23 protein-coding genes and 1 riboswitch are annotated in these 25,360 nt (G+C 74.0%); of the genes, 7 read left to right on the top strand and 16 right to left on the bottom strand.

Annotated features, from left to right (window positions below; translation table 11 throughout):
• Nucleotides 1-12: 12 nt before the first annotated feature.
• The 5 genes from BJ976_RS09550 to BJ976_RS09530 all read right to left on the bottom strand — a co-directional run bounded on the left by BJ976_RS09550 (nt 13) and on the right by BJ976_RS09530 (nt 5,492).
• Nucleotides 13-975 (bottom strand): hypothetical protein, encoded by a 963-nt coding sequence (locus tag BJ976_RS09550; RefSeq protein ID WP_229667484.1) that lies wholly within the window; start codon nt 973-975, stop codon nt 13-15.
• A gap of 106 nt (nt 976-1,081) precedes the next feature.
• A complete protein-coding gene (locus tag BJ976_RS09545) occupies nt 1,082-2,200 on the bottom strand; it encodes an enoyl-CoA hydratase/isomerase family protein (protein WP_135030694.1) in 1,119 nt (372 codons plus the stop codon).
• A 44-nt stretch (nt 2,201-2,244) separates the two neighbouring features.
• Entirely contained in the window at nt 2,245-3,048 is an 804-nt protein-coding gene (locus BJ976_RS09540; RefSeq protein ID WP_135030695.1) for an enoyl-CoA hydratase-related protein, read from the bottom strand.
• Nucleotides 3,049-3,051: 3 nt separating this feature from the next.
• On the bottom strand, nt 3,052-3,960 hold the full coding sequence (gene mmsB, locus BJ976_RS09535) for a 3-hydroxyisobutyrate dehydrogenase (protein ID WP_135030696.1): 909 nt from the start codon (nt 3,958-3,960) through the stop codon (nt 3,052-3,054).
• Between the two features lie 29 nt (nt 3,961-3,989).
• Nucleotides 3,990-5,492 carry a CoA-acylating methylmalonate-semialdehyde dehydrogenase gene (locus tag BJ976_RS09530; RefSeq protein WP_135030697.1) on the bottom strand — a complete coding sequence of 501 codons (1,503 nt, stop codon included), beginning with the start codon at nt 5,490-5,492 and terminating at the stop codon, nt 3,990-3,992.
• A 173-nt stretch (nt 5,493-5,665) separates the two neighbouring features.
• Here BJ976_RS09530 and BJ976_RS09525 point away from each other — a divergent pair, with 173 nt between their 5' ends.
• Nucleotides 5,666-6,439 carry an SDR family NAD(P)-dependent oxidoreductase gene (locus BJ976_RS09525; protein WP_135030710.1) on the top strand — a complete coding sequence of 258 codons (774 nt, stop codon included), beginning with the start codon at nt 5,666-5,668 and terminating at the stop codon, nt 6,437-6,439.
• Between the two features lie 24 nt (nt 6,440-6,463).
• On the opposite strand, the gene BJ976_RS09520 is transcribed toward BJ976_RS09525, so the two are convergent.
• Together BJ976_RS09520 and BJ976_RS09515 are read right to left on the bottom strand one after the other, a co-directional pair.
• Nucleotides 6,464-6,985 (bottom strand): MarR family winged helix-turn-helix transcriptional regulator, encoded by a 522-nt coding sequence (locus BJ976_RS09520; protein ID WP_135030698.1) that lies wholly within the window; start codon nt 6,983-6,985, stop codon nt 6,464-6,466.
• Between the two features lie 25 nt (nt 6,986-7,010).
• A complete protein-coding gene (locus BJ976_RS09515) occupies nt 7,011-8,768 on the bottom strand; it encodes an AMP-binding protein (protein ID WP_135030699.1) in 1,758 nt (585 codons plus the stop codon).
• Between the two features lie 197 nt (nt 8,769-8,965).
• On the opposite strand from BJ976_RS09515, the gene BJ976_RS09510 reads away from it, so the two are divergent.
• Nucleotides 8,966-10,141 carry an acyl-CoA dehydrogenase family protein gene (locus tag BJ976_RS09510; RefSeq protein ID WP_135030700.1) on the top strand — a complete coding sequence of 392 codons (1,176 nt, stop codon included), beginning with the start codon at nt 8,966-8,968 and terminating at the stop codon, nt 10,139-10,141.
• Between the two features lie 107 nt (nt 10,142-10,248).
• Here the strand turns inward: BJ976_RS09510 and BJ976_RS09505 are convergent, their stop codons facing one another.
• Both BJ976_RS09505 and BJ976_RS09500 read right to left on the bottom strand, forming a co-directional pair.
• Nucleotides 10,249-11,325, bottom strand: coding sequence for a YeiH family protein (locus tag BJ976_RS09505; protein ID WP_135030701.1), 1,077 nt, complete (start codon nt 11,323-11,325; stop codon nt 10,249-10,251).
• 67 nt (nt 11,326-11,392) lie between these two features.
• Nucleotides 11,393-11,671, bottom strand: a complete 279-nt coding sequence (locus tag BJ976_RS09500) for an ectoine synthase (RefSeq protein WP_135030702.1) — start codon at nt 11,669-11,671, stop codon at nt 11,393-11,395.
• 74 nt (nt 11,672-11,745) lie between these two features.
• Nucleotides 11,746-11,854, top strand: a riboswitch (glycine riboswitch).
• Between the two features lie 150 nt (nt 11,855-12,004).
• Between BJ976_RS09500 and gcvP the strand changes: the two genes are divergently transcribed.
• From gcvP to BJ976_RS09485, 3 genes are all read left to right on the top strand, one after another.
• Nucleotides 12,005-14,950 carry an aminomethyl-transferring glycine dehydrogenase gene (gene gcvP, locus BJ976_RS09495; protein WP_184231850.1) on the top strand — a complete coding sequence of 982 codons (2,946 nt, stop codon included), beginning with the start codon at nt 12,005-12,007 and terminating at the stop codon, nt 14,948-14,950.
• Between the two features lie 12 nt (nt 14,951-14,962).
• On the top strand, nt 14,963-16,129 hold the full coding sequence (gene gcvT, locus BJ976_RS09490; RefSeq protein ID WP_135030704.1) for a glycine cleavage system aminomethyltransferase GcvT: 1,167 nt from the start codon (nt 14,963-14,965) through the stop codon (nt 16,127-16,129).
• Nucleotides 16,130-16,285: 156 nt separating this feature from the next.
• A complete protein-coding gene (locus BJ976_RS09485) occupies nt 16,286-17,134 on the top strand; it encodes a thermonuclease family protein (RefSeq protein ID WP_135030705.1) in 849 nt (282 codons plus the stop codon).
• Nucleotides 17,135-17,166: 32 nt separating this feature from the next.
• Here the strand turns inward: BJ976_RS09485 and BJ976_RS09480 are convergent, their stop codons facing one another.
• On the bottom strand, nt 17,167-17,871 hold the full coding sequence (locus BJ976_RS09480) for a response regulator (protein WP_135030711.1): 705 nt from the start codon (nt 17,869-17,871) through the stop codon (nt 17,167-17,169).
• Nucleotides 17,872-17,970: 99 nt separating this feature from the next.
• On the opposite strand from BJ976_RS09480, the gene BJ976_RS09475 reads away from it, so the two are divergent.
• Complete coding sequence (locus BJ976_RS09475) at nt 17,971-18,192, top strand: hypothetical protein (protein ID WP_167736961.1); 222 nt, start codon at nt 17,971-17,973, stop codon at nt 18,190-18,192.
• 53 nt (nt 18,193-18,245) lie between these two features.
• Nucleotides 18,246-19,442: a sensor histidine kinase gene (locus BJ976_RS09470; protein WP_135030706.1), complete on the top strand. Its 1,197-nt coding sequence runs from the start codon at nt 18,246-18,248 to the stop codon at nt 19,440-19,442.
• A 270-nt stretch (nt 19,443-19,712) separates the two neighbouring features.
• Here the strand turns inward: BJ976_RS09470 and BJ976_RS09465 are convergent, their stop codons facing one another.
• The 6 genes from BJ976_RS09465 to BJ976_RS09440 form a co-directional block, all read right to left on the bottom strand.
• Nucleotides 19,713-20,201: a hypothetical protein gene (locus BJ976_RS09465; protein ID WP_135030707.1), complete on the bottom strand. Its 489-nt coding sequence runs from the start codon at nt 20,199-20,201 to the stop codon at nt 19,713-19,715.
• 126 nt (nt 20,202-20,327) lie between these two features.
• Nucleotides 20,328-21,311 (bottom strand): hypothetical protein, encoded by a 984-nt coding sequence (locus tag BJ976_RS09460; RefSeq protein ID WP_184231849.1) that lies wholly within the window; start codon nt 21,309-21,311, stop codon nt 20,328-20,330.
• A 4-nt stretch (nt 21,312-21,315) separates the two neighbouring features.
• Nucleotides 21,316-22,593 carry an amidohydrolase gene (locus tag BJ976_RS09455; RefSeq protein WP_135030938.1) on the bottom strand — a complete coding sequence of 426 codons (1,278 nt, stop codon included), beginning with the start codon at nt 22,591-22,593 and terminating at the stop codon, nt 21,316-21,318.
• Between the two features lie 39 nt (nt 22,594-22,632).
• On the bottom strand, nt 22,633-23,394 hold the full coding sequence (locus tag BJ976_RS09450; protein WP_135030937.1) for a hypothetical protein: 762 nt from the start codon (nt 23,392-23,394) through the stop codon (nt 22,633-22,635).
• A 43-nt stretch (nt 23,395-23,437) separates the two neighbouring features.
• The gene (locus tag BJ976_RS09445; protein WP_135030936.1) at nt 23,438-24,211 is read right to left on the bottom strand and encodes a DUF5058 family protein; all 774 of its coding nucleotides are present in this window, start codon (nt 24,209-24,211) and stop codon (nt 23,438-23,440) included.
• A gap of 170 nt (nt 24,212-24,381) precedes the next feature.
• The gene (locus tag BJ976_RS09440; protein WP_135030935.1) at nt 24,382-25,353 is read right to left on the bottom strand and encodes an Lrp/AsnC family transcriptional regulator; all 972 of its coding nucleotides are present in this window, start codon (nt 25,351-25,353) and stop codon (nt 24,382-24,384) included.
• Nucleotides 25,354-25,360 lie beyond the last annotated feature (7 nt).

Genomic DNA, 25,360 nt, shown 5'->3' with positions numbered 1-25,360 from the left:
AGCCGGGCGGGGTCAGCGCTGCGCGGCGCGGAAGCTGACCTGGGCCTGGATGGACGGCCTGCCGGCCAGCGGCGCGCCGGTCCCCGGGTCCATGCCCACCAGCTCCACCTCCACGATCCGCAGGCTCCGGCCGGCGTGCCGCACGCGCGTCAGGGCCACCTGCTCGCCGAGCCCGGGGCGGGCGAACACCACCTGCACGGCCTGCACGTCGTACTCCTGCCGGTCCGGCAGGGCGGCCTGCGCGGCCAGCACGGCCCGCATGGTCTGGATGCCGCCGTGCGTCATGGCCCCGGGATTGTCCAGGGCGGGCTCGTGCCGGAACCGCAGCCCCTCCACCGCGTCCTCGGTCACCGCGGGACGCTCGCCCGGGCGCGGCGCGGGGACGGTCTCCGCGACGACGGCGGTCACCGTGGCCATCGAGTCCCGGTCCGCCTCGGCGATCGGCCGGGCGGCCCGCTCGATGAACGCCTCCCGGCCGGCCGACTGGATGCCGTCCACGGCCTGGAACCAGCCGGTGGCCTCCACATAGGGGGTGCCGGCGTCGTCCACGAGCAGGCCGCGGGCCGCGCCGCCCAGGGAGTCGTGCATCAGGGGGACGCCGAGCATGGCCAGGCGGGGCCGGTCGGCGGGGTCGGCCGGGTCGAAGGCCGGCAGGGGGCGCAGGACGTTGATCTGCAGCTGCGTGGTGACCACCGCGGTCATGGCGTTCTCGGCGGCCCAGTGCAGGGTCACCGCGGTGAGGTTGTCCACGGCCACGCACGTGGCCGCGCCGGTGGGGCGGCCGTCCAGGTCCCGGGTCCACGGGCCGATCTCCCAGTCCGCGGGGTGCAGGTCCCCCTCCGGGGTCAGCCGGACCGTCTCCCGACGGCGCAGGCCCGACAGCTGCTCGGGACGGCCCAGCGGCAGGCGGCGGGGCCCGTTGAGGCGCGGGTCGGTGGCGGGGTCGGGTCGGGTCGCGGGGGTCGTGGTCGGCACGGGCCGAGCCTACCGGGGCGGCGTGTTTTCGCACGTGGAGTCGGGCGAATCGGCGCTTTTGCACGCGGAACAGGGCCTGTTCCGCGTGCGAAAGCGAGAGGGAGGGTCAGTGCAGGGCGAGCTCGCCGTCGGCCGGCTCGGCGAAGTGGGCCTGCACGACGTCGTCGCCCACCTCCTCCACGGTGGCCGGGTCCCACTGCGGGTTCCGGTCCTTGTCCACCAGCTGGGCGCGGATGCCCTCGGCCATGTCGTGCCGGCGGACCATGTGGGAGGCGATCCGGTACTCCTGGCGCAGGCCGTCCCGCACGTCCCCGTCCTCGATCTGCTCGAGCCGGCGCAGCGCCTCGAGTGTGACCTTCACGGACGTGGGGGACTTGGCGCGGATCGTCTGCACGATCCCGGCCGCGTGCTCGCGCACCGCGGCGTCGTCGTGCTCGGCGGCCACCCGCTGCAGCTCCGCGAGGACTTCCTCCACGGTGTCGTGCGCGTAGGCCGGCTCGAGCCACGCGGCGGCCTTGATCAGCGGCGCCTCGCCGGGCTCCTGGGCGTGCCGGGCCAGCACCGCGTCCACCGCCGCCTCGGCCTCCGCAGCGTCGGCTCCGCGCAGCGCGGCGCGCAGGTCCGCGACCACGGCGTCCAGGTCGGAGGAGGCCACCAGGGTGTCCGCGAACCCCAGGGCGATCGCGTCCGCCCCCGTGGCGAACTCCGAGGTCAGGCCCAGGTGGCGGCCCAGGCGGTGCGGCGCGCGGGCCAGCAGCCAGGACCCGCCGACGTCGGGCGTGAAGCCGATGCCGGTCTCCGGCATGCCGAGCTTCGTGGTCTCGGTGACCACGCGGTGCGAGCCGTGCGCGGACACGCCCACGCCGCCGCCCAGCACGAACCCGTCCATGAGCGCCACGTACGGCTTGGGGTACGCGGCGATCGCGTGGTTCATCCGGTACTCGTCGTGGAAGTAGCCCATGGCCTCGGCGGCCCGGCCCTGCGTCATCATCCCGTGCAGGGTCTTCACGTCCCCGCCGGCGCACAGGCCGCGCTCACCCGCCCCGCGCAGCACGACGGCGCGCACCGCGTCGTCCTCGGACCACGCCTCGAGCTGCTCGCGGATCGCCACCACCATGCCGCGGGAGAGCGCGTTCATGGCCTTCGGACGGTTCAGGGTGATGAGGCCGACGCCGTCGGCCACCTCCGTCAGGATCTCCTGCTCGGGTGCGGTCTGCTCGGTCATGCGTCCTCCTGGGGTCTCGATGCGGGCGGCGGGGTGCGCGCGGGTCAGCGGTGCGTCCACTCCGCGGGGCGCTTCTCCGCGAAGGCGGCCATGCCCTCGGCCTGGTCCGCCGAGGAGAACAGGCCGTGGAACACGCGCCGCTCGAACACGAGGCCCTGGGTGAGCGGGGTCTCGAAGGCGTTGAGCACGGCCTCCTTGTTCATCATGGCGGCGGGCTTGGAGAACCCGGCGATCGTCGCGGCGACCTCCTCGGCGGTGGCCACGGCGTCCTCGTCCGCCACCAGGCGGGACACCAGGCCCATGCGCTCGGCCTCCTCGGCCTCCACCATGCGGCCGGTGAGCACCATGTCCATGGCCTTGGCCTTGCCCACGGACTTGGTCAGGCGCTGGGAGCCGCCCATGCCCGGCAGCACGCCGAGGGTGATCTCCGGCTGGCCGAACTTCGCGGATCGCCCGGCCACGAGCACGTCGGCCATCATGGCCAGCTCGCAGCCGCCGCCGAGGGCGTAGCCCTGCACGCACGCCACGATCGGGATGCGCAGGCGGGTGAGGTCCTCCCAGCGGCGGAACCAGTCCGCCGCGTACATCTCGGACCCGTCCTTGTCCTTCATCTCCTTGATGTCCGCGCCGGCGGCGAAGGCCTTCTCCGAGCCCAGCAGCAGGATCGCGCCCACCTCCGGATCGGCGTCGAAGGCGACGGCGGCGGCCACCACGGCCTCCATGGTCGCCGCGTCGAGCGCGTTCAGCGCCTTCGGACGGTTCAGCCGGATGCGGCCCACTCGGCCCTCTCGGCTGACGATCACGGGGGACTCGGCGGCGGTCTCCTGCGGGGTGCTCTGCTCGGTCATGGCTCAGGCGTCCTTCCCTGCGGCGCGGAGGGTCTCGACGATCCCGGAGAAGTCCCGGGACGCGCCGTCGCCCGCCGCGTAGCGCTCGTAGATCTCCTGGGCCGCGCGGCCCAGGCCTCCCTGCACACCCTGGTCGTCCAGCGCGTGCAGGGCAAGGGTCAGGTCCTTGTGCATGAGCGCGCCGGCGAATCCCGGGGCGTAGTCCCGGTTGGCAGGGGAGGTCGGCACCGGGCCGGGCACGGGGCAGTTCGTGGTGAGGGCCCAGCACTGGCCGGAGGCCTCGCTCATCACGTCGTACAGCGCCTGGTGGTCCAGCCCGAGACGCTCACCGAGCACGAACGCCTCGGCCACCGCGATCTGGCTGATGCCGAGCACCATGTTGTTGCAGACCTTCGCGGCCTGGCCCAGGCCGGGACCGCCGCAGTGCACGATCCGTCGTCCCATGACCTCCAGCAGCGGGCGGATCTCCTCGAAGACCTCCTCGGACGCGCCCACCATGAACGCCAGGGTGCCGGCCTCGGCGCCCACCTGCCCGCCGGAGACCGGGGCGTCGGCGGCGCGCATCCCCGCCGCCTCGGCCGCCTGGGCGGCCTCCCGCGCCTGGGCCACCTCGATCGTGGAGCAGTCCAGGAACACGGTGCCCGGACGCGCGGCGGCCAGCAGCCCCGGCGCGCCGTCATCGCCGCGGTAGACGTCCAGCACGAGGCGGCCGTTCGGCAGCATGGTGAGGACGACGTCGGCCTCGGCCGCCGCCACGGCGGTGTCCGAGACGACCTCCACCCCGGCGGCACGGGCCGCCTCCAGGGCCGCGGGGACGAGGTCGAAGCCGAGCACGCGGTGGCCGGCGGCGGCGAGGTTGGCGGCCATCGGGCCGCCCATGTGGCCGAGGCCGAGGAACAGGACGGTGGTCATGGTCTCCTCCTGGAGGGTGGGTCGGCGGGTCAGGAGCCGGCGGGCATCACGAAGCTGGCGCCCTCGCGCACCCCGGAGGGCCAGCGCGTGGTGACGGTCTTCGTCTTCGTGTAGAACGTCAGCCCGTCCGTGCCGTGCTGGTTCAGGTCGCCGAACCCGGAGGCCTTCCACCCGCCGAACGTGTAGTACGCGATCGGCACGGGGATCGGCACGTTGACGCCGACCATCCCGCACTGCACGCGGGTGGTGAAGTCGCGGGCCGTGTCCCCGTCGCGGGTGAAGATCGCCACGCCGTTGCCGTACTGGTGGTGGTTGGGCAGCGCGAGCGCCGCCTCGTAGTCCGCCGCGCGGACCACGCACAGCACGGGGCCGAAGATCTCCTCGCGGTGGATCCGCATGTCCGGGGCCACGCGGTCGAAGAGGGTGGCGCCCACGTAGAAGCCCTCCTCGTGGCCGGGCACCTGCACGCCGCGGCCGTCGACGACGAGCTCGGCGCCCTCGTCCACGCCCACCTGGATGAGGCCCTCGATCCGCTCCTTCGCGTCCCGCGAGACCACGGGGCCGAAGTCGGAGGACTCCTCGAGCGAGGGCCCGACCGTGAGGTCGGCCATGCGCTCGCGGAGCAGGGCCACGAGACGGTCGGCGGTCTCCTCGCCCACGGGCACCGCCACGGAGATGGCCATGCAGCGCTCGCCGGCGGAGCCGAACGCGGCGCCGATCAGGGCGTCGGCGGCCCTCTCCAGGTCCGCGTCCGGCATGATCACGGCGTGGTTCTTGGCGCCGCCGAAGCACTGGGCGCGCTTGCCGCGGCGGGCGGCGTGCTCGTAGATGGACTGGGCGATCGGGGTGGAGCCCACGAAGCCCACGGCCTGCACGCGCGGGTCGTCGATCAGCGCGTCCACGGCGGTCTTGTCCCCGTGCACCACGTTGAGCGCGCCGGGGGGCATGCCGGCCTCGAGGGCCAGCTCGGCCAGGCGCACCGGCACGGAGGGGTCCCGCTCGGAGGGCTTGAGCACGAACGTGTTGCCCGCGGCCAGGGCGATGCCGGCCTTCCAGAGCGGGATCATGGCGGGGAAGTTGAACGGGGTGATGCCGGCGACCACGCCGAGCGGCTGGCGCAGCGAGTGCACGTCGATCCCGGCGCCGGCCGAGGTGGAGAACTCGCCCTTGAGCAGGTGCGGGGCGCCGGCCGCGAACTCCACGACCTCGATGCCGCGCTGCACGTCCCCCTGGGCGTCGGGGAACGTCTTGCCGTGCTCCTTCGAGAGCAGGGTGGCCAGCTCGTCCATGTGCTCGGTGATCAGGTCCACCCACCTCAGGAGGATGCGGCCGCGGCGCTGCGCGTTGAGCGCGGACCACTCGCTGAAGGCGCGCTCGGCGGAGTCGACCGCCTGCGTCACCTCCTCGGGCGAGGCGAGGGCCACCCGGGCCTGCACCCGGCCCGTGGCCGGCTTGAAGACGTCCGCGGTGCGGGCGCCGTCGCCCGCCGTGCGCTCGCCGTGGATGAAGTGGGGGATGATCTGCTGGGACATGGCGTCTCCTCGTCGAGCGGGGCGGTCGAAGCGTGCCCGGGCCGACGACGGCCCGGGGATGTGATCCGCGTCTCTGTTCGGCTAACGTAGGCCCACAACGTAGGACATGCAACTATCTGTTGCCGGAGGATCTCCGGCGGAGGAAGGGGACACCCATGGCACGTCGCGAGTCGATGGATCTGCAAGGCGCCAGCGCGATCGTCACCGGAGGGGCCTCGGGCCTGGGCCACGCCACCGCGCGGCGCCTGGCGGAGGCGGGCGCCGCCGTCGTGGTGGTGGACCTGCCGGACCGTGAGGGGGAGACCCTGCGCGCGGACGCCGTGGCGTCCCTGGGGGACCGCGCCCGGTTCGTCACCGGGGACGTGACCCGGGAGGAGACCGCCGAGGAGGCCGTGGCCGCCGCCCTCGAGGCCGGACCGCTGCGCGTGCTCGTGAACTGCGCCGGCGTGGCCACCCCCGGCAAGCTCGTGGGTCGTGAGGGTCCGCTGTCCGCCGAGGTGCTCAGCCGCGTGCTCGCCATCAACGTGGTGGGCACCGTGACCATGATGGGCCGCGCCGCCGCTGCCATGAGGGAGCAGGAACTGTGGGGCGAGGATCGCGGCGTCATCGTCAACACCGCCTCGGTGGCCGCGTTCGACGGCCAGATCGGCCAGATCGCGTACGCCGCGTCCAAGGGTGCGGTGCACTCCGTGACCCTGCCCGCCGCCCGCGAGCTGGCCTCGTCGCAGATCCGCGTGGTGACCGTCGCCCCCGGCCTCATGGAGACCCCCATGATGGCCGGCCTGCCCGAGGCCGCCCGGGAGTCGCTGGCCACCAAGACCCCGCACCCCGCGCGGCTGGGCGCCCCCGAGGACTACGCCCTGCTCGTGGAGCAGATCGTGGCCAACCCCTTCCTCAACGGCGAGACCATCCGGCTCGACGGCGCCGTGCGCCTCGAGCCCCGCTGACCCGCCGCCGGGCCGCGTGACGTCTCAGGCGCCCTCGGCCTCGAAGTCGCCGGCCTGCGCCCGGAACCGCGTGAGGATCTCGTTGAGGCGGGTGACGTCGTCCTCCGTGAAGCCGGTCCGGGCGAACACCTCCGCGTTGAGGGCGGCGGTGGCCTCCGCGGCCACGCGCCGCCCCTCCGGCGTGAGGGCCAGGACCAGGGCGCGGCGGTCCGTCTCGTGCGGCTGGCGCTCCACGAGGCCGGCAGCCTCGAGGCGGTCCACCGCGTTGGTCACGGACGTGGGGTGCACCTGCAGCAGGGCGCCCACGCGGGACATGAGCTGCCGACCCTCGCGGGAGAAGCTCAGCAGCGCCAGCAGCTCGTAGCGCGCGAAGGTGAGGCCGAAGGGTTTGAGTGCCGCCTGCGTGCGGGCCAGGAGGATCTGCTGGACGCGCATGATCGAGGTGACGGCGGCCATCGGTGCGGCCTCCTCCGTCCAGCCGCGGCGCTCCCACTGTCCGCGGGCGTCCGCGATGGGGTCCTTGGGCAACGGCTGACGGGGGCTCATTCGGCTCATCCTAAGGGGCGCGACCTCACCGCCTCAGGTCCAGGTCCTCCTCCAGGAACTCCGTGCCGAAGCCCTCGGGCGCCTCTCCGGTCTCGGCCCGGGAGACCTCCGCCCGACGCAGCTCCACCCGGCGGATCTTGCCGGAGATGGTCTTCGGCAGCTCCAGGAACTCGATGCGGCGGACCCGCTTGTAGGGCGGCAGCTGGTCGAGGGCGTGCTGCAGGATGTCCCGCGCCGTCTCCGCGGTGGGCTCGTAGGCGGCCGCGAGGGTCACGAACGCCTTCGGCACGGCCAGGCGCAGCTCGTCCGGGGTCGGGACGATCGCCGCCTCGACGACCGCGGGGTGCTGGACCAGGACCGACTCCAGCTCGAACGGGCTGATCTTGTCGTCGGAGGACGTGAAGACGTCTTCCGCGCGACCCACGTACGTGAGCACGCCGTTCGCGTCCTGCGACGCGATGTCCCCGGTGTGGAACACCCCGTCCCGGAACACCTCGTCGGTCTTCTCCGGGTTGCCGAAGGAGGACGTGAGCAAGCCCACGGGACGGGGCTCGAGCCGCAGGCAGATCTCGCCCTCGGCCGCCTCCTCGCCGGTGAGCGGGTCGATCAGCACCACGTCCATGCCGGGCAGGGCGCGGCCCATCGAGCCGATCACGAGCTTCTGGCCGGGGGTGTTGGCCACCTGCAGGGTGGTCTCCGTCATGCCGAAGCCGTCCCGGATGGTGGTGCCCCATGCCCGGTGGACCTGGTCGATCACCTCGGCGTTGAGCGGCTCGCCGGCGGAGATCGTCTTCTTCGGCGGGGTCTTCAGGAGGGACAGGTCCGCCTTGATGAGCATCCGCCACACCGTGGGCGGGGCGCACATCGAGGTCACGCCGAACTCGTCCATGTCCGCCATCAGGGCGACCGGGTCGAACTTGCGGGCGTTGTGCACGAAGATCGTGGCCTCCGCGATCCACGGGGCGAAGAAGTTGGACCACGCGTGCTTGGCCCAGCCGGGGGAGGCCACGTTGGGGTGGACGTCGCCCGGCTCCAGCCCGATCCAGTACACGGTGGTCAGGTGGCCCACGGGGTAGGAGGTGTGGGTGTGCTCCACGAGCTTCGGCTTCGAAGTGGTGCCGGAGGTGAAGTACAGCAGCAGGGTCTCGTCGGCCGGCGTGGGGGCGTCCGGGGCGAGGTCGGGGGAGGCGGCCGCGGCGTCGTCGTAGGAGAGCACGGTGTGGCCGGCGACCTCGAGGGCGATGCGGGCGGCGCCCTCGGACGCGACGCCGGGGACGTGCACGAGGCGCAGGCCCTCGCCCACCCCGGCGAACTTGGCGAGGTTCTCGGCGGAGGCCACCACCCAGGCCGCCTCGGCCCGGTCCACACGGTCCGCGAGGTCCGTGGCGGTCATCTGCGTGGTGGTGGGGACCATCACCACGCGCAGCTTGATGCACGCGAGCATCAGCTCCCACAGCTCCACCTGGTTGTCCAGCATGAGGATCACGCGATCCCCGGCGCAGATCCCCTGCTCCCGCAGCCAGTTCGCGGCGCGGTTGGAGGAGGCCGAGAGCTCGGCGAACGTGCGGGAGAGGTGGCCGCCCCCGGCGTCGGAGATGATCAGTGCCGGGGTGTCCGCACGGTCCGGGCGGGCGGCGAGGTCGTCGAACCAGTCGAAGCCGAAGTTGAAGTGCTCGAAGCGCGGCCACTCGAACTCGGCGCGGGCGCGCTCATAGTCCTCCTGGCACTCGACGAGCAGGTCGCGCGCGGCGCGGAACCGGTCGGTCACGGAAGCGGTGGTCATCGGCGTCCTCCTGGCTGGGGGCCCCGGCGGAGGGGGAGCGGATGCTCGATGGTGCGCCGGGTGTGATGTGCGACACTCTGGAATGTACGTGGAAGTCCTATAATCGGTAAAGGGAATTCTCTGATGCAGTGCCCACGCAGCGCCCAGCGCGCCGCCCGTCCCGCCCCCTGCCGAACACCCGTCCAAGGAGCCGACGCATGACCCCCTCCCCCGAGACGTCCCTGCCGGACGTCGACCTGTTCGACCTGCGCTCCCTCCTGTCCCCGGAGGAGCAGGAGCGGCTCGCGGGGATCGAGGCGCACCTCGAGGGGCACGTCCGCCCGCACCTGGCTGAGCCGTGGAACACGGAGACGCTGCCGATGGAGCTGCTGCCCGGTCTCGCGGACCAGGGGCTCGGCGAGCTCGACTTCCTGGGCGCCTCCCGGCTCTTCCAGAACCTCGTGCACGTGGCGATCGCCCGGGTGGACCTCTCCCTGTCCGCGCTCGTGGGCATCCACAACGAGCTCAATGTCGGCTCGATCGAGCGGTTCGGCACGCAGGAGCAGAAGGACCGCTGGGTCCCCGCCCTGCGCCGGTTCGAGGCGCTCGGGGCGTTCTGCCTCACCGAGCCGGACCACGGCTCGGACATCGCCGGCGGCGTCGAGACCACCGCCACCCCCGACGGCGACGGCTGGGTCCTCCGCGGCGCCAAGCGGTGGATCGGGGCCGGGACGGTGGCCGCCGTCGCGCTCGTGTGGGCGAAGGACACCTCCGACGGGGAGGTCAAGTGCTTCCTCGTCCCGACGGACGCCCCCGGCTTCTCCGCCACCAAGATCACGGGCAAGCTCGGCCTGCGCATCATGCAGAACGCGGACATGGTGTTCGACGACGTCCGCCTCGGCCCCGACGGCCTGCTCCCCGGGGCCGGCTCCTTCGACGCGACCCGCGAGATGCTGCGCGACTCCCGGGCCTGGGTGGGCTGGCAGGGCGTGGGCGCGCAGCAGGGCATCCTGCGCGTGCTGCGGGACTACTCGCTCAGCCGCACCCAGTTCGGCAAGCCCCTGGCGAAGTTCCAGCTGGTGCAGGCCGCGATCGCCCAGGTGGCCGGGAACCTGGCCGCCAGCACCGGCCTGATGATGCAGATCCAGCGGCTGCAGGAGGACGGCACGCTGGACATGGTCCACGCCGCCGCGGCCAAGGCCACCTCCACCCGCCTGGCGCGGGAGTCCGCCGCCGTCGCGCGGGACGCCATGGGCGGCAACGGGATCGTGGCCTCCTACGAGATGGCCCGCTTCATGGGCGACGTCGAGGCGATCTACACCTACGAGGGCACCCACAGCATCAACGCCCTGATCGTGGGGCGTGCGCTCACGGGGATCTCGGCGTTCGTCTGAGCCCCACCGTCCAGGGCTCCGCGGCCACGTCCTGAGGCATCCGGGAGCCGGATGCCTCAGGACGTGACCGCGGAGCGGGGGAAGGGCGGTCGGAGCGGGGCAGGGGATCAGCCGAGCAGCGCCGCCCCCGCCCCGCCGACGGCGAGGGCCGCCGCCGTCGTCCCCGCGCCGAGGACCAGCGGCCGGGGGCCCAGCCGCGCGACCTCCCGCAGGTCCACGCCGAGTCCCAACGCCACCATCGCCGTGGCCAGGAGGAGCTGCTGTCCCCACGCCGCCGCGTCCAGGACTCCCGGCGGGACCAGGCCCGTGGAGCGCACCAGCATCAGCGCCACGAATCCGACGACGAACCACGGCACGAGCGGCGGGCGCGCCACGCCGGGGGAGGCGGGGGCGCCGGCGTCGAGGGCCGTGCCGTCGCCGGTGCCGAGGCCCGCCACCGCGCGTGCGTCGGCGCGCCGCCGCCACCAGCCCAGCCCCGCGAGGACGGGGGCGAGCATCAGCACGCGGGCGAGCTTCACGGTGACCGCCACCTGCAGCGCACCGGCACCCACGATCCCGCCGGCCGCCACCACCTGGGCGACCTCGTGGGTGGACGCGCCGATCCACAGGCCCGCCGCGCGCTCGCCGAGTCCGGTCGCCCCTGCGAGCGCGGGCATCAGCGGGATCATCGAGGTGCCGAACAGCACCACCAGCCCGATCGCGGTGGCGGCCGCCTCGCGCCGGGCGCGCACCACGGCGTCGGCCCCGGCGACGGCGGCGGCACCGCAGACGGAGAAGCCGGAGGCCACGAGCAGGGTGAGGTCCTCGGGGAGTCGCAGCGCCCGCCCCAGGGCCACGGCCGCGGCGAACGTCAGCCCGACGACGGCGACCACCAGGGCGAGCACGCCCGGCCCGAGCGCCAGCACGTCCGGCAACGCCAGCTGGAGGCCGAGCAGGACGATGCCCGCACGGAGCACGGGCTTCGCCGCGAACGCCACGCCGGGGGCCAGGACCGCCGGGACGGGCGCCAGGTTCCGCCAGGCCACCCCCGCCAGGATGGCCAGCAGCAGCGGGCTGAGCGCGGGGGCCCAGGGGTGCACCGCCGTCGCAAGGCCGAGGCAGGCCAAGGCGAGCAGCGCGCAGACCCCCGCGCCCGGCAGGCGACGCGGCGCGCGGCCGGGGGCGGGGGTCTGGTGGGAGCTCACCCGGTCACCCTAGGCGGGTGCCGGGTGGAGCGGGGGCCGGGCGGAGCAGGGAAGGGCGGGACCCCGGTCAGTAGCTGGAGTAGCCGTCCTCGGAGAGGGTGTGCTTCTCGTCCCCGGTGATGGGCGGGTTGAAGGCGGACACCAGGTGCAGGCCCTCCGTCCCACCACGCAGGTCGTGCGCCTCGTGCTCGGGGGGGGCGTAGACCACGCCCGGCGCGATCTCATGGACGGTCCCGTCCGGCTCCACCACGGACCCGTTGCCGGCGATGCAGTAGCAGGCCTCCTGGTGGTCGCGGTACTGCAGCCGGGACGAGGTCCCGGCGCGGACCCCCGCGCTCCGGGGCAACCGGTGGCCGCCCGCCCGTCCTCCTTCCGGGCCCCGCCCCGGAGCCCGTGTGGAATACTGTCGGCGACGTCACAACGCCCCGCGTGGGAGAGCGTCGGGCCGGGGTCACCCCCCGTCGTCCGGCCGCCGAAGGAGCAAGACCTCCCCGGGAATCTCTCAGGCATCCAGGACCGTGCGGGGTACATGGCGCTCTGGAACGCGTCCCGTGACGCGCCCGCATCCGCAGGCCGCCGGGACCGCCTGCGGCATGGGCCTCCCGGCCGGCCGCGGCGGCAGACAGAGCGGGGAGGAGCAGAGCCACGCCGCACGCGCGGCAGGACCCCGGAGGTACTCGTGACCAGCCCCCAGACCACCACGGAGCCGCGGGACACCGCCTCGGCCCCGTTCGTCTCCCGCCACATCGGCCCCCGTGACGCCGACGTCCAGCACATGCTCGAGACCCTGGGCTACGGCTCGGTGGAGGAGCTCGTGGACGCCGCCGTGCCGGCCGTGATCCGCCAGGAGTCGCCCCTCGACCTGCCGGCCCCGCTCACGGAGGCCGCCGCCCTCGAGCAGCTGCGCGAGATCGCGGACCGCAACGTCGTGAAGACCCAGATGATCGGCCAGGGCTTCTCGGACACCGTGACCCCCGGTGTGATCCTGCGCAAGGTGCTCGAGAACCCCGCCTGGTACACGGCCTACACGCCCTACCAGCCGGAGATCTCCCAGGGCCGCCTCGAGGCCCTGCTGAACTACCAGCAGATGGTCCAGGACCTGACCGCCCTGCCCATCGCCAACGCGTCCCTCCTGGACGAGGCGTCCGCCGCCGCGGAGGCCGTGCTCCTGATGCACCGCGCCAACCGCAAGAAGGCGGACGGCATCACCCTCCTGGACGCGGACCTGTTCCCGCAGACCCGCTCCGTCGCCCTGATGCGCGCCGAGGCCGTGGGTCTGGACGTGCGCGTGGTGGACCTGTCCGCGGGCATCCCCGAGGACCTGCGCGCCGACGTCGAGGCCAAGGGCCTGTGCGGGATCGTCCTGCAGCAGCCGGGCGACTCCGGCCGGATCCGCGACCACGCCGCCGCGATCGCCGCCGCCAAGGAGGCCGGCGCCCTCGTCACGATCGCCGCGGACATCCTCTCGCTCGCCCTGATCACGCCCCCCGGCGAGCAGGGCGCGGACATCGCGATCGGCTCGTCCCAGCGCTTCGGCGTCCCGCTGTTCTTCGGCGGCCCCCACGCCGCCTTCATGGCGGTCAAGGAGGGCATCCAGCGCCAGCTCCCCGGCCGCCTCGTGGGCGTCTCCCACGACGACGCCGGCCGCCCCGCCTACCGCCTGGCCCTGCAGACCCGCGAGCAGCACATCCGCCGTGAGAACGCCACCTCCAACATCTGCACCGCGCAGGCGCTGCTGGCGATCGTCGCCTCGATGTACGCCGTCTACCACGGTCCGCAGGGCATCGCCGCGATCGCCCGCCACGCCCACGCCCAGGCCCATCGACTGGCCACGGCGCTCGCGGACGGCGGCGTCACCGTGGCGCACGCGGAGTACTTCGACACCCTGACCCTCGAGGTCCCGGGCCGCGCGGAGGAGATCGTGCGCGCGGCTGAGGAGAACGGCGTGAACCTGCGCCTCGTGGACGCGGACACCGTCCGCGTCGCGTGCGACGAGACCACCGTGGACGAGGACCTCATCGCCGTCCTCGACGCGTTCGGCGTGGACGTGGGCTCGCTGCCCGCCGCCGCCCACGAGGGCGCCGTCGCCACCCCGGGCGTGCCGGAGGCCCAGCGCCGCACCTCGGAGTACCTGACCCACCCGGTGTTCAACACCCACCGCTCCGAGACCCAGATGCTCCGCTACGTCACGAAGCTGGCGAACCGCGACCTCGCGCTGGACCGCACGATGATCCCGCTGGGCTCGTGCACCATGAAGCTCAACGCCACCACGGAGATGGAGTCCATCTCCTGGCCGGAGTTCTGCGCCATCCACCCCTTCGCCCCGGACCACCAGACCGAGGGCTGGCGCTTCCTGATCAAGGACCTCGAGGAGCGTCTCGCGGAGATCACCGGCTACGCGGGCGTCTCCGTGGCGCCGAACGCCGGCTCCCAGGGCGAGTTCGCCGGCCTGTGGGCGATCCGCCAGTACCACCTGGCCAACGACGACGGCGCGCGCGACGTGTGCCTGATCCCCGCCTCCGCGCACGGCACCAATGCGGCCTCCGCCGTCCTGGCGGGTCTGAAGGTCGTGGTGGTCGCCACCGCCGACGACGGCACGATCTCGGCCGAGGACCTCGACGCGAAGCTCGCGGCGAACGAGGGCAGGGTCGCGGCGATCATGATCACCTACCCCTCCACGCACGGCGTGTTCGACGCGGACGTGCGCGAGGTGTGCGACAAGGTCCACGCCGCGGGCGGCCAGGTGTACATCGACGGCGCCAACCTGAACGCGCTCGTCGGCCTGGCCCAGCCCGGCCGGTTCGGCGGCGACGTGTCCCACCTGAACCTGCACAAGACCTTCTGCATCCCGCACGGCGGCGGCGGCCCCGGCGTCGGCCCGGTGGCGGTGGGCGAGCACCTGGTGCCGTTCCTGCCCTCCCGCGAGAACCTGGTCACCGCCGCGCCGCACGGCTCGGCGGGCGTGCTCCCGATCTCGTGGGCGTACATCGCCATGATGGGCGGCGAGGGCCTCCGCGAGGCCACCGCGCAGGCCCTGGTCAGCGCGAACTACATCGCGCGCCGGCTCCGGGACCACTACCCCACGCTCTACACGGGCAACGACGGCCTCGTGGCGCACGAGTGCATCCTCGACCTGCGGGAGCTGACCGCGAAGCACGGCGTCACCGCCGAGGACGTGTGCAAGCGGCTGATCGACTACGGCTTCCACGCGCCGACCCTGGCGTTCCCGGTGGCCGGCACGCTCATGGTGGAGCCCACCGAGTCCGAGGACCTCGCGGAGATCGAGCGGTTCATCGAGGCCATGGTCTCCATCCACGGCGAGATCACCGCCACCACCCCGGAGACCGTGGAGGAGTCCGTGCTGCGCCGTGCGCCGCACACCCTGGCCTCCGCCGTGACCGGCACGTGGGACCGCGCGTACACGCAGCAGGAGGCGCTCTACCCGCTGCCCTCCCTCCTGGAGGACAAGTACCTGCCGCCGGTCGGCCGCATCGACGGCGCGTACGGCGATCGCAACCTGGTCTGCTCCTGCCCGCCGCCGGAGGCCTTCGAGCAGGCCGCGGCCGAGGCCCCCGCGGACCCGGTGCCGATCCCGGCCTCCGCGGCCGCCTCGACCAGCCACTGAGAGGATCCCGTCATGCCCAGTTCCGCACGCAACTCCCCGCTCCACCCCGTCCATGAGGCCGCCGGTGCCACGTTCACCGACTTCGGCGGCTGGAACATGCCGCTCAAGTACGGCTCCGAGCTGGCCGAGCACCGGGCCGTCCGCGAGTCCGCGGGCGTCTTCGACCTCTCCCACATGGGCGAGGTCCGGGTGTCCGGGCCGCAGTCCGGCGAGATGCTGGACCACGCGCTGTCCAGCACCCTGTCCACCCTCAAGCCGGGGCGCGCCAAGTATGCGCTCTGCCTGACCGACGCCGGGACCATCCTGGACGACCTGATCGTCTACCGGATGGACGACGGAGCCGCGGGCGGGGAGCAGGAGTTCATGGTGGTGCCCAACGCGGGCAACATCTCCGCCGTGGTCACCGCGCTGACGCAGCGTGCCTCCGGCTGGGACGCCACGGTGGAGGACGAGTCCTCCCGCACGTCCCTCGTGGCCGTGCAGGGCCCCCGCTCGGAGGCGGTCCTGGCGCAGCTCATGCCGCAGGCGGCCGAGCAGCTCGCCGAGCTGACGTACTACGGCCACCTCACGCTGACGGTCCCCACGGACGCCGGCGACGTCACCGCCGTCGTGGCCCGCACGGGCTACACCGGCGAGGACGGCTTCGAGCTGTTCCTGCCGGCCTCCTCCTCCGCGGAGGCGGGGGACCGCGGCTCGGCCGTGTGGACCGCGGTCGTGCGCGCGGCCGAGGCCGCCGGGATCGAGCTGACCCTCTGCGGCCTGGCCGCGCGCGACTCGCTGCGCCTCGAGGCCGGCATGCCGCTGTACGGCAACGAGCTGGACACCGCCCACCAGCCGCACGCCTCGGGCGTGAGCTTCGCGGTGCCCGCGTCCAAGGAGGTCGACTTCGTCGGCAGGGACGCGCTCGTCGGCAAGGACGACGTGGAGGAGGTCCTCGTGGGCCTGCGCGGGGAGGGCCGCCGCGCGGCCCGCCACGGCTACCCCGTGCTCGACGCCGACGGGAACACCGTGGGGGAGGTCACCTCGGGCGCACCGAGCCCGGCCCTCGGCCACCCGATCGCCCTGGCGCGCGTGCGCCGCGACGTCGCCGCCGAGGGCACCTCCCTCCAGGTGGACCTGCGCGGCAGGGGCGAGCCGTTCACGGTGGTCGCCCTGCCGTTCTACACCCGCGCGCGCTGACGGCGCGGCGCCGGAGGGGTTCCCCGCCGGCGCCGTCGCCGGGCGGGAGGCCCGGAGCCCTTCGCTAGACTCGGGCTCCGGGCCTCGCCGTCCCCGTCCCCCGACGGGCGCCGCCCGCCGCCGTCCGTCCCCCGCCGTCCGTCCCGAGGAAGTGCCATGACCCACGTCGCCGCCCAGGCCCGCGTGCCCAAGAAGGCCCTCCTGGCCTTCCTCATCGTGGCGGCGCTCCTGCTGACCCTCGGCGCCCTCACCGTGGTGCGCGGCATGGTCCTGGAGAGCAGGACCGTCCAGGTGGTCAACGTGGTGGACGGGAACACGGTGGTGGTGAACGCGGACGGCCAGGAGCGGACCCTCACCATGGCGGGCGTGCGGTCGGCGATCCGCAACCCGGAGGGCTACCGGGTGGGTCCGGAGCACTGCATGGGCGAGGAGGCCTACGTGTGGCTGCGGGACCGCCTGCCGCAGGGCGCCACCGTGCGCGTGGACACGAGCGAGGAGGGTGCCCCCGAGGGCCGGGAGGCGGCCGTCTTCGAGATCGGCGGGGACAAGGTCAACGTGGCCATGGCCGAGGAGGGCATGGCGGCCCCCACGGGCCTGGGCGTGGACGGGGAGACCGAGGAGGAGATCGCCGAGGCCAACCGGGTGGCGCAGACCGCCGGGAGTAAGGACAACGGCGTGGGCCTCTACGACCGGGACACGCAGTGCACCCTCGGCTACCGGCTGTACGAGGCGACCACCGCCCTGGAGCAGACGCCCGCCACTCCCAAGGCAGAGACCCTCACCGAGATCGACGCCACCTCCGTGGCGTACGCGGACGCGGTGGACTCCGTACGCCTCGTGCAGCAGACCATCCAGGGCCTGGACGCCTCCCGCGGCACGTTCACGGACATCGCCTACGCCCCGGCCAAGGACAAGCTCCTGGCCACGGCGGACCCCGCGGTGGAGAAGGGCCTGGGTGTGCTCCGGGACCTCAACGCCCGCCGCAACGCCCTCGCCGTCCGCTGACGCGTCGCGCGGCCCCGCTGCCGCGCGGCCCGTCAGTCCAGGGAGAGCGTCACGAGCCCGAGCTGGGCGGCCCGGATGATCACCTGGACGCGGTCGCGGACCTCGAGCTTGTCCATGATCCGCCCCAGGTTGCCCTTCACGGTGGACTCCGAGACGTGCAGCTCGGCCGCGATCTCCGGGTTGGAGCGTCCCCGGGCCAGCAGGCCGAGCACCTCGCGCTCCCGCGGGGTCAGGTCCGAGCCGTCGGGGTCGCCGGGCTGCACCTCGAGGGCGCCGACGGCGGGGCGCTCCGTCTCGACGGCGGCGATCAGCTTCTGCGCCACCGCGGGGGAGAGGACGGACTCGCCGCGCCGGACCGCCCGCACCGCCCCGAGCACGGTGGCCGGCTGAGCGTCCTTGAGCAGGTAGCCCGCGGCGCCGGCGCGCAGGGCGGGCACCAGGTAGTCCTCCGAGGAGAACGTGGTGATGGCCAGCACCCGCGTCTCGGGGTGGGCCGCGACGATGCGCCGGGTGGCCTCCACGCCGTCCATGCGGGGCATCTGCATGTCCATCAGGACGACGTCGGTGGGCGTCGCGTCGCACACCTCGACGGCCTCCACCCCGTCGGCGGCGACGCCCACGCACGTGAGGCCGGGCGTGGAGTCGACCATGATGCGCAGGGCGCCGCTCATCAGGGGCTGGTCGTCGGCGATGAGGACGCGGATGTCCTCGGTGGCGGTTCCGGGACTCTGGGACATGACCCCAGGGTAGGCCGATCGGCCCGGCGAGGGGGAGGAGACGGAAGGGCCGGCCCCGTCGCACCTCAGGGGGCTCTGTGCGCGGGTTACGCTGTGTCCATGGTCACTCGCCATCGCACCCGCCTCGCCTCCGCCGCCATCGTCCTCGCCGCGGCCTCCCTGGTCGGCGCCCCCGGTGCCGCCGCCTCCCCCTCGCCGACCGCCGGCGCCGTGGCCGTGACGGCCGAGAGCGCGTCGACCGAGCTCGAGGCCTTGCCGGCGGGCATCAGCGACTCCGCCAAGCGCCTGTTCTGCGAGCGCTGGGGCCTGTTCTGCGGCTGAGCGCCACCCTCCCACGGGGCCGTCGGTCGACCGGATCGGCGGCCCTCGCCTCGTTGCCGAAGGACGACGGAGCCCGCGTCGAGTTCTGGGATGCGCTCCCGGCGGGCCGCCTCTACCTGGTGCTCGGCTCCGTGGTCGCGGTGGCGTCCACCGTGTCCGATCTGCTGATCGCCCAGCGCGCGGGCGGGCAGGGCTCCGTCCTCGACTCCGCCGCCCTGCTGCTCGTGGCGGTCGCGTTCCTGGCCCAGTGGTGGCGCACCACCGTGGCCTTCGCCCTCCTCCTGCCCGTGGTGCTGATGGTGGCGGCCGGGGCGGATCCGGTCCTGCCGATGCTCATGCTGCCCGTGCTCCTGGCGGCCGTGCTGGCCACCGCGCGCTCCGCCGCGTTCGCCTGGGGTGCGGTCGCCCTCGGTGCAGGCTGGCTCCTCATCCTGCCCTGGACCGCGGGGGACGGCATGCGGGTCCTGTGGGTCTCCGCCCCCCTGACCCTGGGCGGAGCGGGGATCGGCGGCTACATCCGTCACATGCACCACCAGCGTCGGCTCCACCGGCAGCGGCTCGCGGAGGCGGAGCGCCGGGCGCGCGAGGCGGCGGAGCGCGAGCGCCGGATCCTAGCACGCGACCTGCACGACATCGTCGCCCACAACCTCACGATCATCTCCATGCAGACGGGCGCGGCGGCCTACCTCGGCACGGCCGAGGCCGCGCAGGATGTACTGCGCGTGGTCGGCGACTCGGCGCGGGAGGCGCTCGTGGACCTGCGACGGATGCTGTCCGTGCTGCAGCAGGAGGGGGTGATCGAGCCCGTCCCGGCCCCCGGCACCGGGGAGACGGACGAGGCCGCCACGGTCGCGCAGCTGGGCGCCGGCGCGCGTCGCATGGCCGAGGAGCTGCGGCTCGCGGGGGTCGACGCCGAGGCCAGCGTGGACATCGGCAGTCTGGACCTCAACCTGGGCGTCCGCGCCGCGCTGTACCGCGTGATGCAGGAGGCCGTCACCAACGTGGCCAAGCACGCCGGGCCCGGTCAGCGGTGCAGCGTGTGCATCGCGGTCGAGGGGCCGGACGTGGTGCTCGAGGTGCTCAACTCCGTGCCGGAGGGCGGTCCTCGGGACCCCGACGGCAACTCCTCCCGGATCGGCCTGGCCTCCATGCGCGACCGCATCGAGGCGTTCGGCGGACGGCTCGAGGCCGGACCCGCACCGGGCGGCTGGCGGGTCCGTGCGAGCGTCCCCCACCACCGCCCCTCCTGAACCGGGCGGGCCGACGATGCAGGAGGGCGGCAAACACAGTGTGATGTACATCACATTGACAACCGGAAGTCTGCACCTTCGGCCAGTGTCGTGATCCTCCTGCCCTTTCTAGACTGGGACACGCCCCATGAGACGGTGCACATGATGAGCCTCACGAGCCGGGATACATGCCTGAGGGGATGCGGGCCCCGGACGTCAGCTCTGAGAGAGGGACGATGATCCACGGATCATCGTCCCTCTCGTTGTGTCCAGGGGCAGGAGGGCTCCGGGTCAGGCGGGGGTCGCGTCGTCGTCCGGGTGCTCCACACGCACCAGTGGCCGGGCGGCGAGCCGGCCCAGGCCCATGAGCACCGCCGCCGGGAAGCCGATCACGGGGATGAGCATCGGCAGGATGCCGCCGGCGCCCTGGGTGAGCACCACGAGCCCGTACAGCATGCCCACCAGCGCGTACGCGAGCACATGCACCCACTGGTTGAGCACGTGGCGGAACGCCCAGTTGACCAGCAGGCACAGCGGCAGGCCGATCACCAGACCGGCGACGCCCACCACCGTCAGCAGCGGCGTCAGGGAGCCCAGCTCCTGCAGGGACGGAATGAGCGTCATCACGAGCACGAGCGCTGCCATCAGCAGGTTCGGCAGCAGCCACGCCACGAGGAACCCGTTCAGGCCCATGCGCAGCCGCGGGCGGGGCCCGGCGGCCGCGCGGGCGGCCTTGCGGCGGGCGCGGGCGGTGGACGTGACCGGGGCAGGGGTGGTCATGGCGGGGCTCCGGGGGACGAGGGCGGGGGACGCCCCGGGGTCCGCGCCGAGCGCGCACGGCCGACGGGGCGTCCCCAGTCTAGTCAGCGCCCTCCGGGCCGCGTCCGGCCCGCGCCGGGGCGGGGCTCAGGCGGAGGTGCGGGCGGCGCCGTCGACCACGAGACGCACCTCGTCCACCCGCGGCCAGCGCTCGAGCGTGGCGCGGGCCTCCCAGGACTCGTCACGCGTCTCGTCCACAGGCTCGACCGCGAGCGCGCCGAGCTCGCCGTCCACCACGCGCAGGGTCAGCTCGAACTCCGCCCCGCCGTGCTCGAACCGGGCGCGCACGGGCCACGTGAAGTCGTGGGGCACGGCCCGCTCCACGGTGGCGTCGTCGGCGACCACGAGCGGCAGCCAGTCCGTGAAGGTGACGCCCTCGCCGAGGTCGGCGGCGCGGACGTGCGGCAGCTGAGCGCGCAGGGCGTCCCCGCCGGGCAGTGCGGCCCGGCCGGCCGGAGCGGCGTCCAGCAGCGTCTCGAGGACGGCGCGGGCGCCGACGGGGACGTCCACCAGGGCCAGCCCGCCGTCCGCCCCCTCCGCGGCCGGCTCCGCCAGGCCCAGGGCCGTCTCGACCGCCTCGCGCCGGGCCGCGCGGTCGGCGGCGTTGCCGGCCAGGACCGCCGCGGCGGTCAGCCCGGCCAGGGTCCACCGGGGCCTGGTCACACCGACGGCCTCGAGGCCGCGGACCAGCCACGCGTCCACCCGGCGGTTGACCGGGGCGGCGGCCAGGGAGAGGCCGGCGAGGGCCGCGCCGCCCGCCGCGCCGAGCCCGGCGGCGGCGAGGCGGGCGCGGCCGCGGGTCGGGCGGCCCGCCGCGAGCCGCGCGCAGCGCACGGCGGCCCCGGCCTCGGCGGCGCCGTAGAGGCCGGAGGCGGCCGCGAGCACGCGCTGCACCCGGTCCCGGCGGGCGCGGGACCCGCCGTTCGGGTCGGGCAGGGTCGAGGCGGCCAGCGCGGCCGCCATGACGGGACCGTAGACCCGGCCGCCGGGGGCCAGGGCGGAGGGCCGCAGGCCCAGCGCCCGCTCCTGGGAGCGGGTGAGGGGGGCGGTCGGCAAGAAGGACGTCGTCATGCCGTCATGCTCCCACGGGGCCCGCCCCGGGGTCAGCGGCCACGAAGTGCAGCAGCCCCGCCAGCGCGGCGTGCACGCCCGTGGTCAGGGTCGGCTCCATCAGCGGGGCGAACTGCGGGGTGTGGTTCGCGGGGTTGTCCGCCAAGCCCTCCCCCTCGAACCCGCCGAGGAACCAGTACACGAGCGGGACCCCGAGCGCGTCGGCGAGGGCGCCCACGTCCTCGGAGCCCATCAGCGGTGCCGTCTCCGTGACGTTCTCCTCGCCCAGCTCCGCGGCGAGGGCCGCCATGACCGCGCCGGTGGCCGCCACGTCGTTGTGGGTGCGCGGGAAGGAGTTGTAGCGCTGGATCACGGGCTCCGGCGCGCCCGAGGCGAGGGCCTCGGCCGTCAGGATCCGGTGGATGGCCGCCGACACCTTCTCCCGGGCCTCCGGGGTGGGCGTGCGCACGTTGAGGGCGATCTCCGCGGTGTCCGGGATGACGTTCTCCTTGAGGCCCGCATGGAAGGTGCCCACGGTGACCACGGCGCGGTCGGAGGGGGCCACCTCGCGGGAGACGATCCCCTGGAGGCGAGTCACGGCGTGCGAGGCCAGCAGGATCGGGTCGATCGAGCGGTCCGGCATGGAGCCGTGCGCGCCCTTGCCGGTGAAGACGACCTTGAACGAGTCGGCCAGGCTCATGGCGTCCCCGGGCACGTACGTCACGGTGCCGGCCTGGGCCGGCATCACGTGCTGACCGATCACGGCCTCGGGCCGCGGCACCCGGTCCCACAGGCCGTCCTCCAGCATGGCCCTCGCTCCCGCGGCGGTCTCCTCGCCCGGCTGGAAGACGAACACCACGGTGCCCGCCCACGCCTCGGGGTGGCGGGCCAGGACGCGGGCGGCGCTCAGGCCCATGGCCACGTGGGTGTCGTGGCCGCACGCGTGCATCACGGGCACCTCGGTGCCGTCCGGGAGGGTGCCGCGGGCGGTGGAGGCGTAGTCCAGGCCGGAGTCCTCCTTCACGGGCAGCGCGTCCGAGTCGGCACGGTAGGCCACGGTGCGCCCCTCGGCGCCCTCGGGATGGCGCAGGATCCCGACGACGCCGGTCCCGCCGACGCGCTCGTGCTCGATCCCCAGCTCGTCCAGCCGGGCCTCGATCCATGCGGCGGTCCGATGCTCCTGCATGGACAGCTCCGGGTTGCGGTGCAGGTGGACGTAGTCCTCGTGGAGCGTCTGGGTGAGCGCCTCGTCCAGGCGCAGGGACGCGGGCAGGGGGGCGGGGGCGGTGCGGACGTCGGTCATCGGGTCCTCCGATCGGTCGGGGATGGTCTTACGAGGGTCTCAGTAGTGGAGCTCGCCGGTCTCGGGCTCGGCGGCCACGGACCGGCTCCGCACGAGGTAGGCGATCACCACGGTGAGGATCACCGTGATCGGGGTGCCCAGGAACGCCAGGGGCTTCCACAGCGGGGCGAGGGCCGGCACCAGCAGGAACGCGACCGCGGCGCCGATCACGAGCGCCACGATCGTGGTGCGCGGGGCCTTGTAGGACCAGATGGCCTGGACGAGCACGGCGCCGAGCACGGCGGGCAGGATGTACGTGCTCACCACGAGCATGACGTCCGCCGGCAGGAGAGAGACGAGCCAGGTGCCCAGCAGGCCCACGAACACGAACAGGCTGGTCAGGTGCACGATGGCGGCGCCGCAGATGGCCATGACGGCGGCGATGTCCCCGCGGGCGGTGCCCGGCTTGGCCTTGACGGCGTCCTGGGCGACGACGGCGGCCGGCAGCAGCTTCGAGGAGATGTTGCCGATCAGGAACGCCTGGTACATCGCGGAGGATCCCAGGACGGGGAAGTAGGCGATGGGCTCGACGATCCACAGGACGCCGAAGGTGGTGGCCACGAGGAGCCAGGCGGTGAGGATCTGCTGACCCGTGACGCCGAGATCGGTGAAGAAGTAGAGCCAGGCGGGGCCGGCAAGGGACAGGAGCAGTCCGACCAGCATGGTCCAGGTGCCGGTGCGGGAGGTGCTGCGGACGAATCCGTCCAGGGCGGCCTGGTGGGCCGGGCCGGGAGCGGCGGTGGTGGTGGCTGCGGTGCTCATGGGGGCTCCTGAGGTGCTGCGGGGTGCGGGGGAGGGGGGCGCGTCAGGCGGCCGGGACCAGGGCGATGTGGGCGAGGTACGCCGCGACGAGCCCCACGAGGATGGCGAGGCCGAGGGCCCACTCCTTGAGCCAGTCGGCCCGCAGGGCCCGGGCCGTGGACAGGAGCAGCAGCATGACGGCGGCGGAGACGCCCGTGGTGATCCAGATGACCGGGGCGTTCGGCGTGGTCTTGGCGAGCTCGCCGAAGGTGAGGCCGGCGAACGCGCCGAGGACGGCGGCGGCCGGGATCACCGTGAGGACCACCGGGTTGACCTCGGAGAGCTTCGCGGAGCCGCGGCGCAGGATCGGAGTGAACAGGAGGGTCGCGAGGATCCAGCCCGCGCCGCCCAGGGACATGGTGATGAACGCCAGGGCGAAGACCTGCTGGTCGTACCCGGCGCCGCCGAGCGGGGCGCCCGTGGAGCCCACGGCGATCGTGGCCGCGCCGGTCTCGAAGGCGGCGGAGCCGATCAGGCCGATGCGCACGAGGACGGCGGGGGTGCCGAACAGGGCGAGCAGGGAGATCGCCACGATGACCACGGCCAGGGACGGACCCACCGAGGCGATGGCGCCGGACCGGAAGGCGGTCTTCAGCTCGGAGGCGGGGATGTCCAGGTCCGGGGCGGCCGTGCGGGCGGCGCGGACGTACAGGAAGGACTGGACGAGGATGATCGCGAACACCCCCAGGGCGAAGGTCCAGAGGAGGGGGTGGTTCGCGACGGCGAGGATGTCCGTCGACTCCGGGTCGACGGTGCCGGCGAGGGCGGGGATGGGCATGGGGGCCTCCCGGTGCGGAGTGGGACGCCGCGGTTGCGACTGCCCTCCAGCGTGACGCGGATCACGGATGTTGGCAACCATCGCCGGAAGTTGACATGAATGTGGCTGATTCCATCATTCCGGGGGTGCAGAAGTGGGACATACCCCCACCGGTGAGGGACTCGGCCGGATCATTCCGTCCAGGGGAGGAGCCGTCCGCCGCGCTTGCGGGCGTGCAGCACCAGGGAGGTCTCCACGGCGGAGGTGTGCTCGACCCACGGGGAGGCCGTGGTCAGCTCGTACAGCTCCGCGGTGGTCCGGCAGGTCACGTCGGCCACGACCTGGTGCGGCCCGGCCACCGCGGCCGCGTACCGGACCCGGGGGTCCTCGGCCAGCAGTGCGCCCAACCGGTCCATCTGGGACGGCGCGGCGCTGATCCAGAGCATCGCCTCCACCGGCAGGCCGAGCAGGGCGGGCTCCACCAGGGCGCGCACCTGCACCCGGGCCGAGGAGAGCAGCGCGGTGAGGCGGCGGGCCGCCGTCGACTCGGAGACGTCCGCCGCCCGGGCGAGGGCCTCGACCGTGGCCCGGCCGTCCGCCACGAGCGCCTCGACGAGGCGCCGGTCCAACGGCCCCAGGGGCTCCGTATGGCCCATCGTGGCCATCTCCGGCCCGTCCGCCGTGCGCAGGGCGGCCACCTGCGCGGCGGTCAGCGCCCCCGAGGTCCACCGCCGGATGGTGCGGAAGTACCGCAGGATCGGCGCGGTGTGCACCTGGGTCAGCCCCACGACCGTGGGGATCTCCTGCAGCAGCACGGGCGTCATGCGGCCGGCGTCGAACAGCAGCTCGGCCACCGCGTCCCCCGCGCCGGTGACGGCGTACGCGAACGTGGTGTCGGCCCGCTGGGAGAGCGCCTCCACGGCCACCCGGGCGGTCCCCGGAGCGCACCGGACGGTCAGCAGCGCCGTCTCCGCCTTCGTCGGCATCCCGGCCACCTGGACCACCCCCGACTCCAGCAGGGCGGCGCCGTGGCGGGCCACGGTGCGCTCGGGCGCTGCCAGCACCTGGGCGATCCTGCGCCAACTGGCCCGAGGGTCCACCTGCAGTGCGGTGGCGACGGCGAGGTCCAGCCCCTCGAGGGGCGGCGGCGGGGCGGGGTTCACGACGGCG

This window comes from Micrococcus flavus, assembly GCF_014204815.1.
In the GTDB taxonomy this organism is placed as follows: Bacteria; Actinomycetota; Actinomycetes; order Actinomycetales; family Micrococcaceae; genus Micrococcus; species Micrococcus flavus.
The sequence above is the reverse complement of the archived record's forward strand: the minus strand, read 5'-3'. Positions and strand labels throughout refer to the sequence as shown.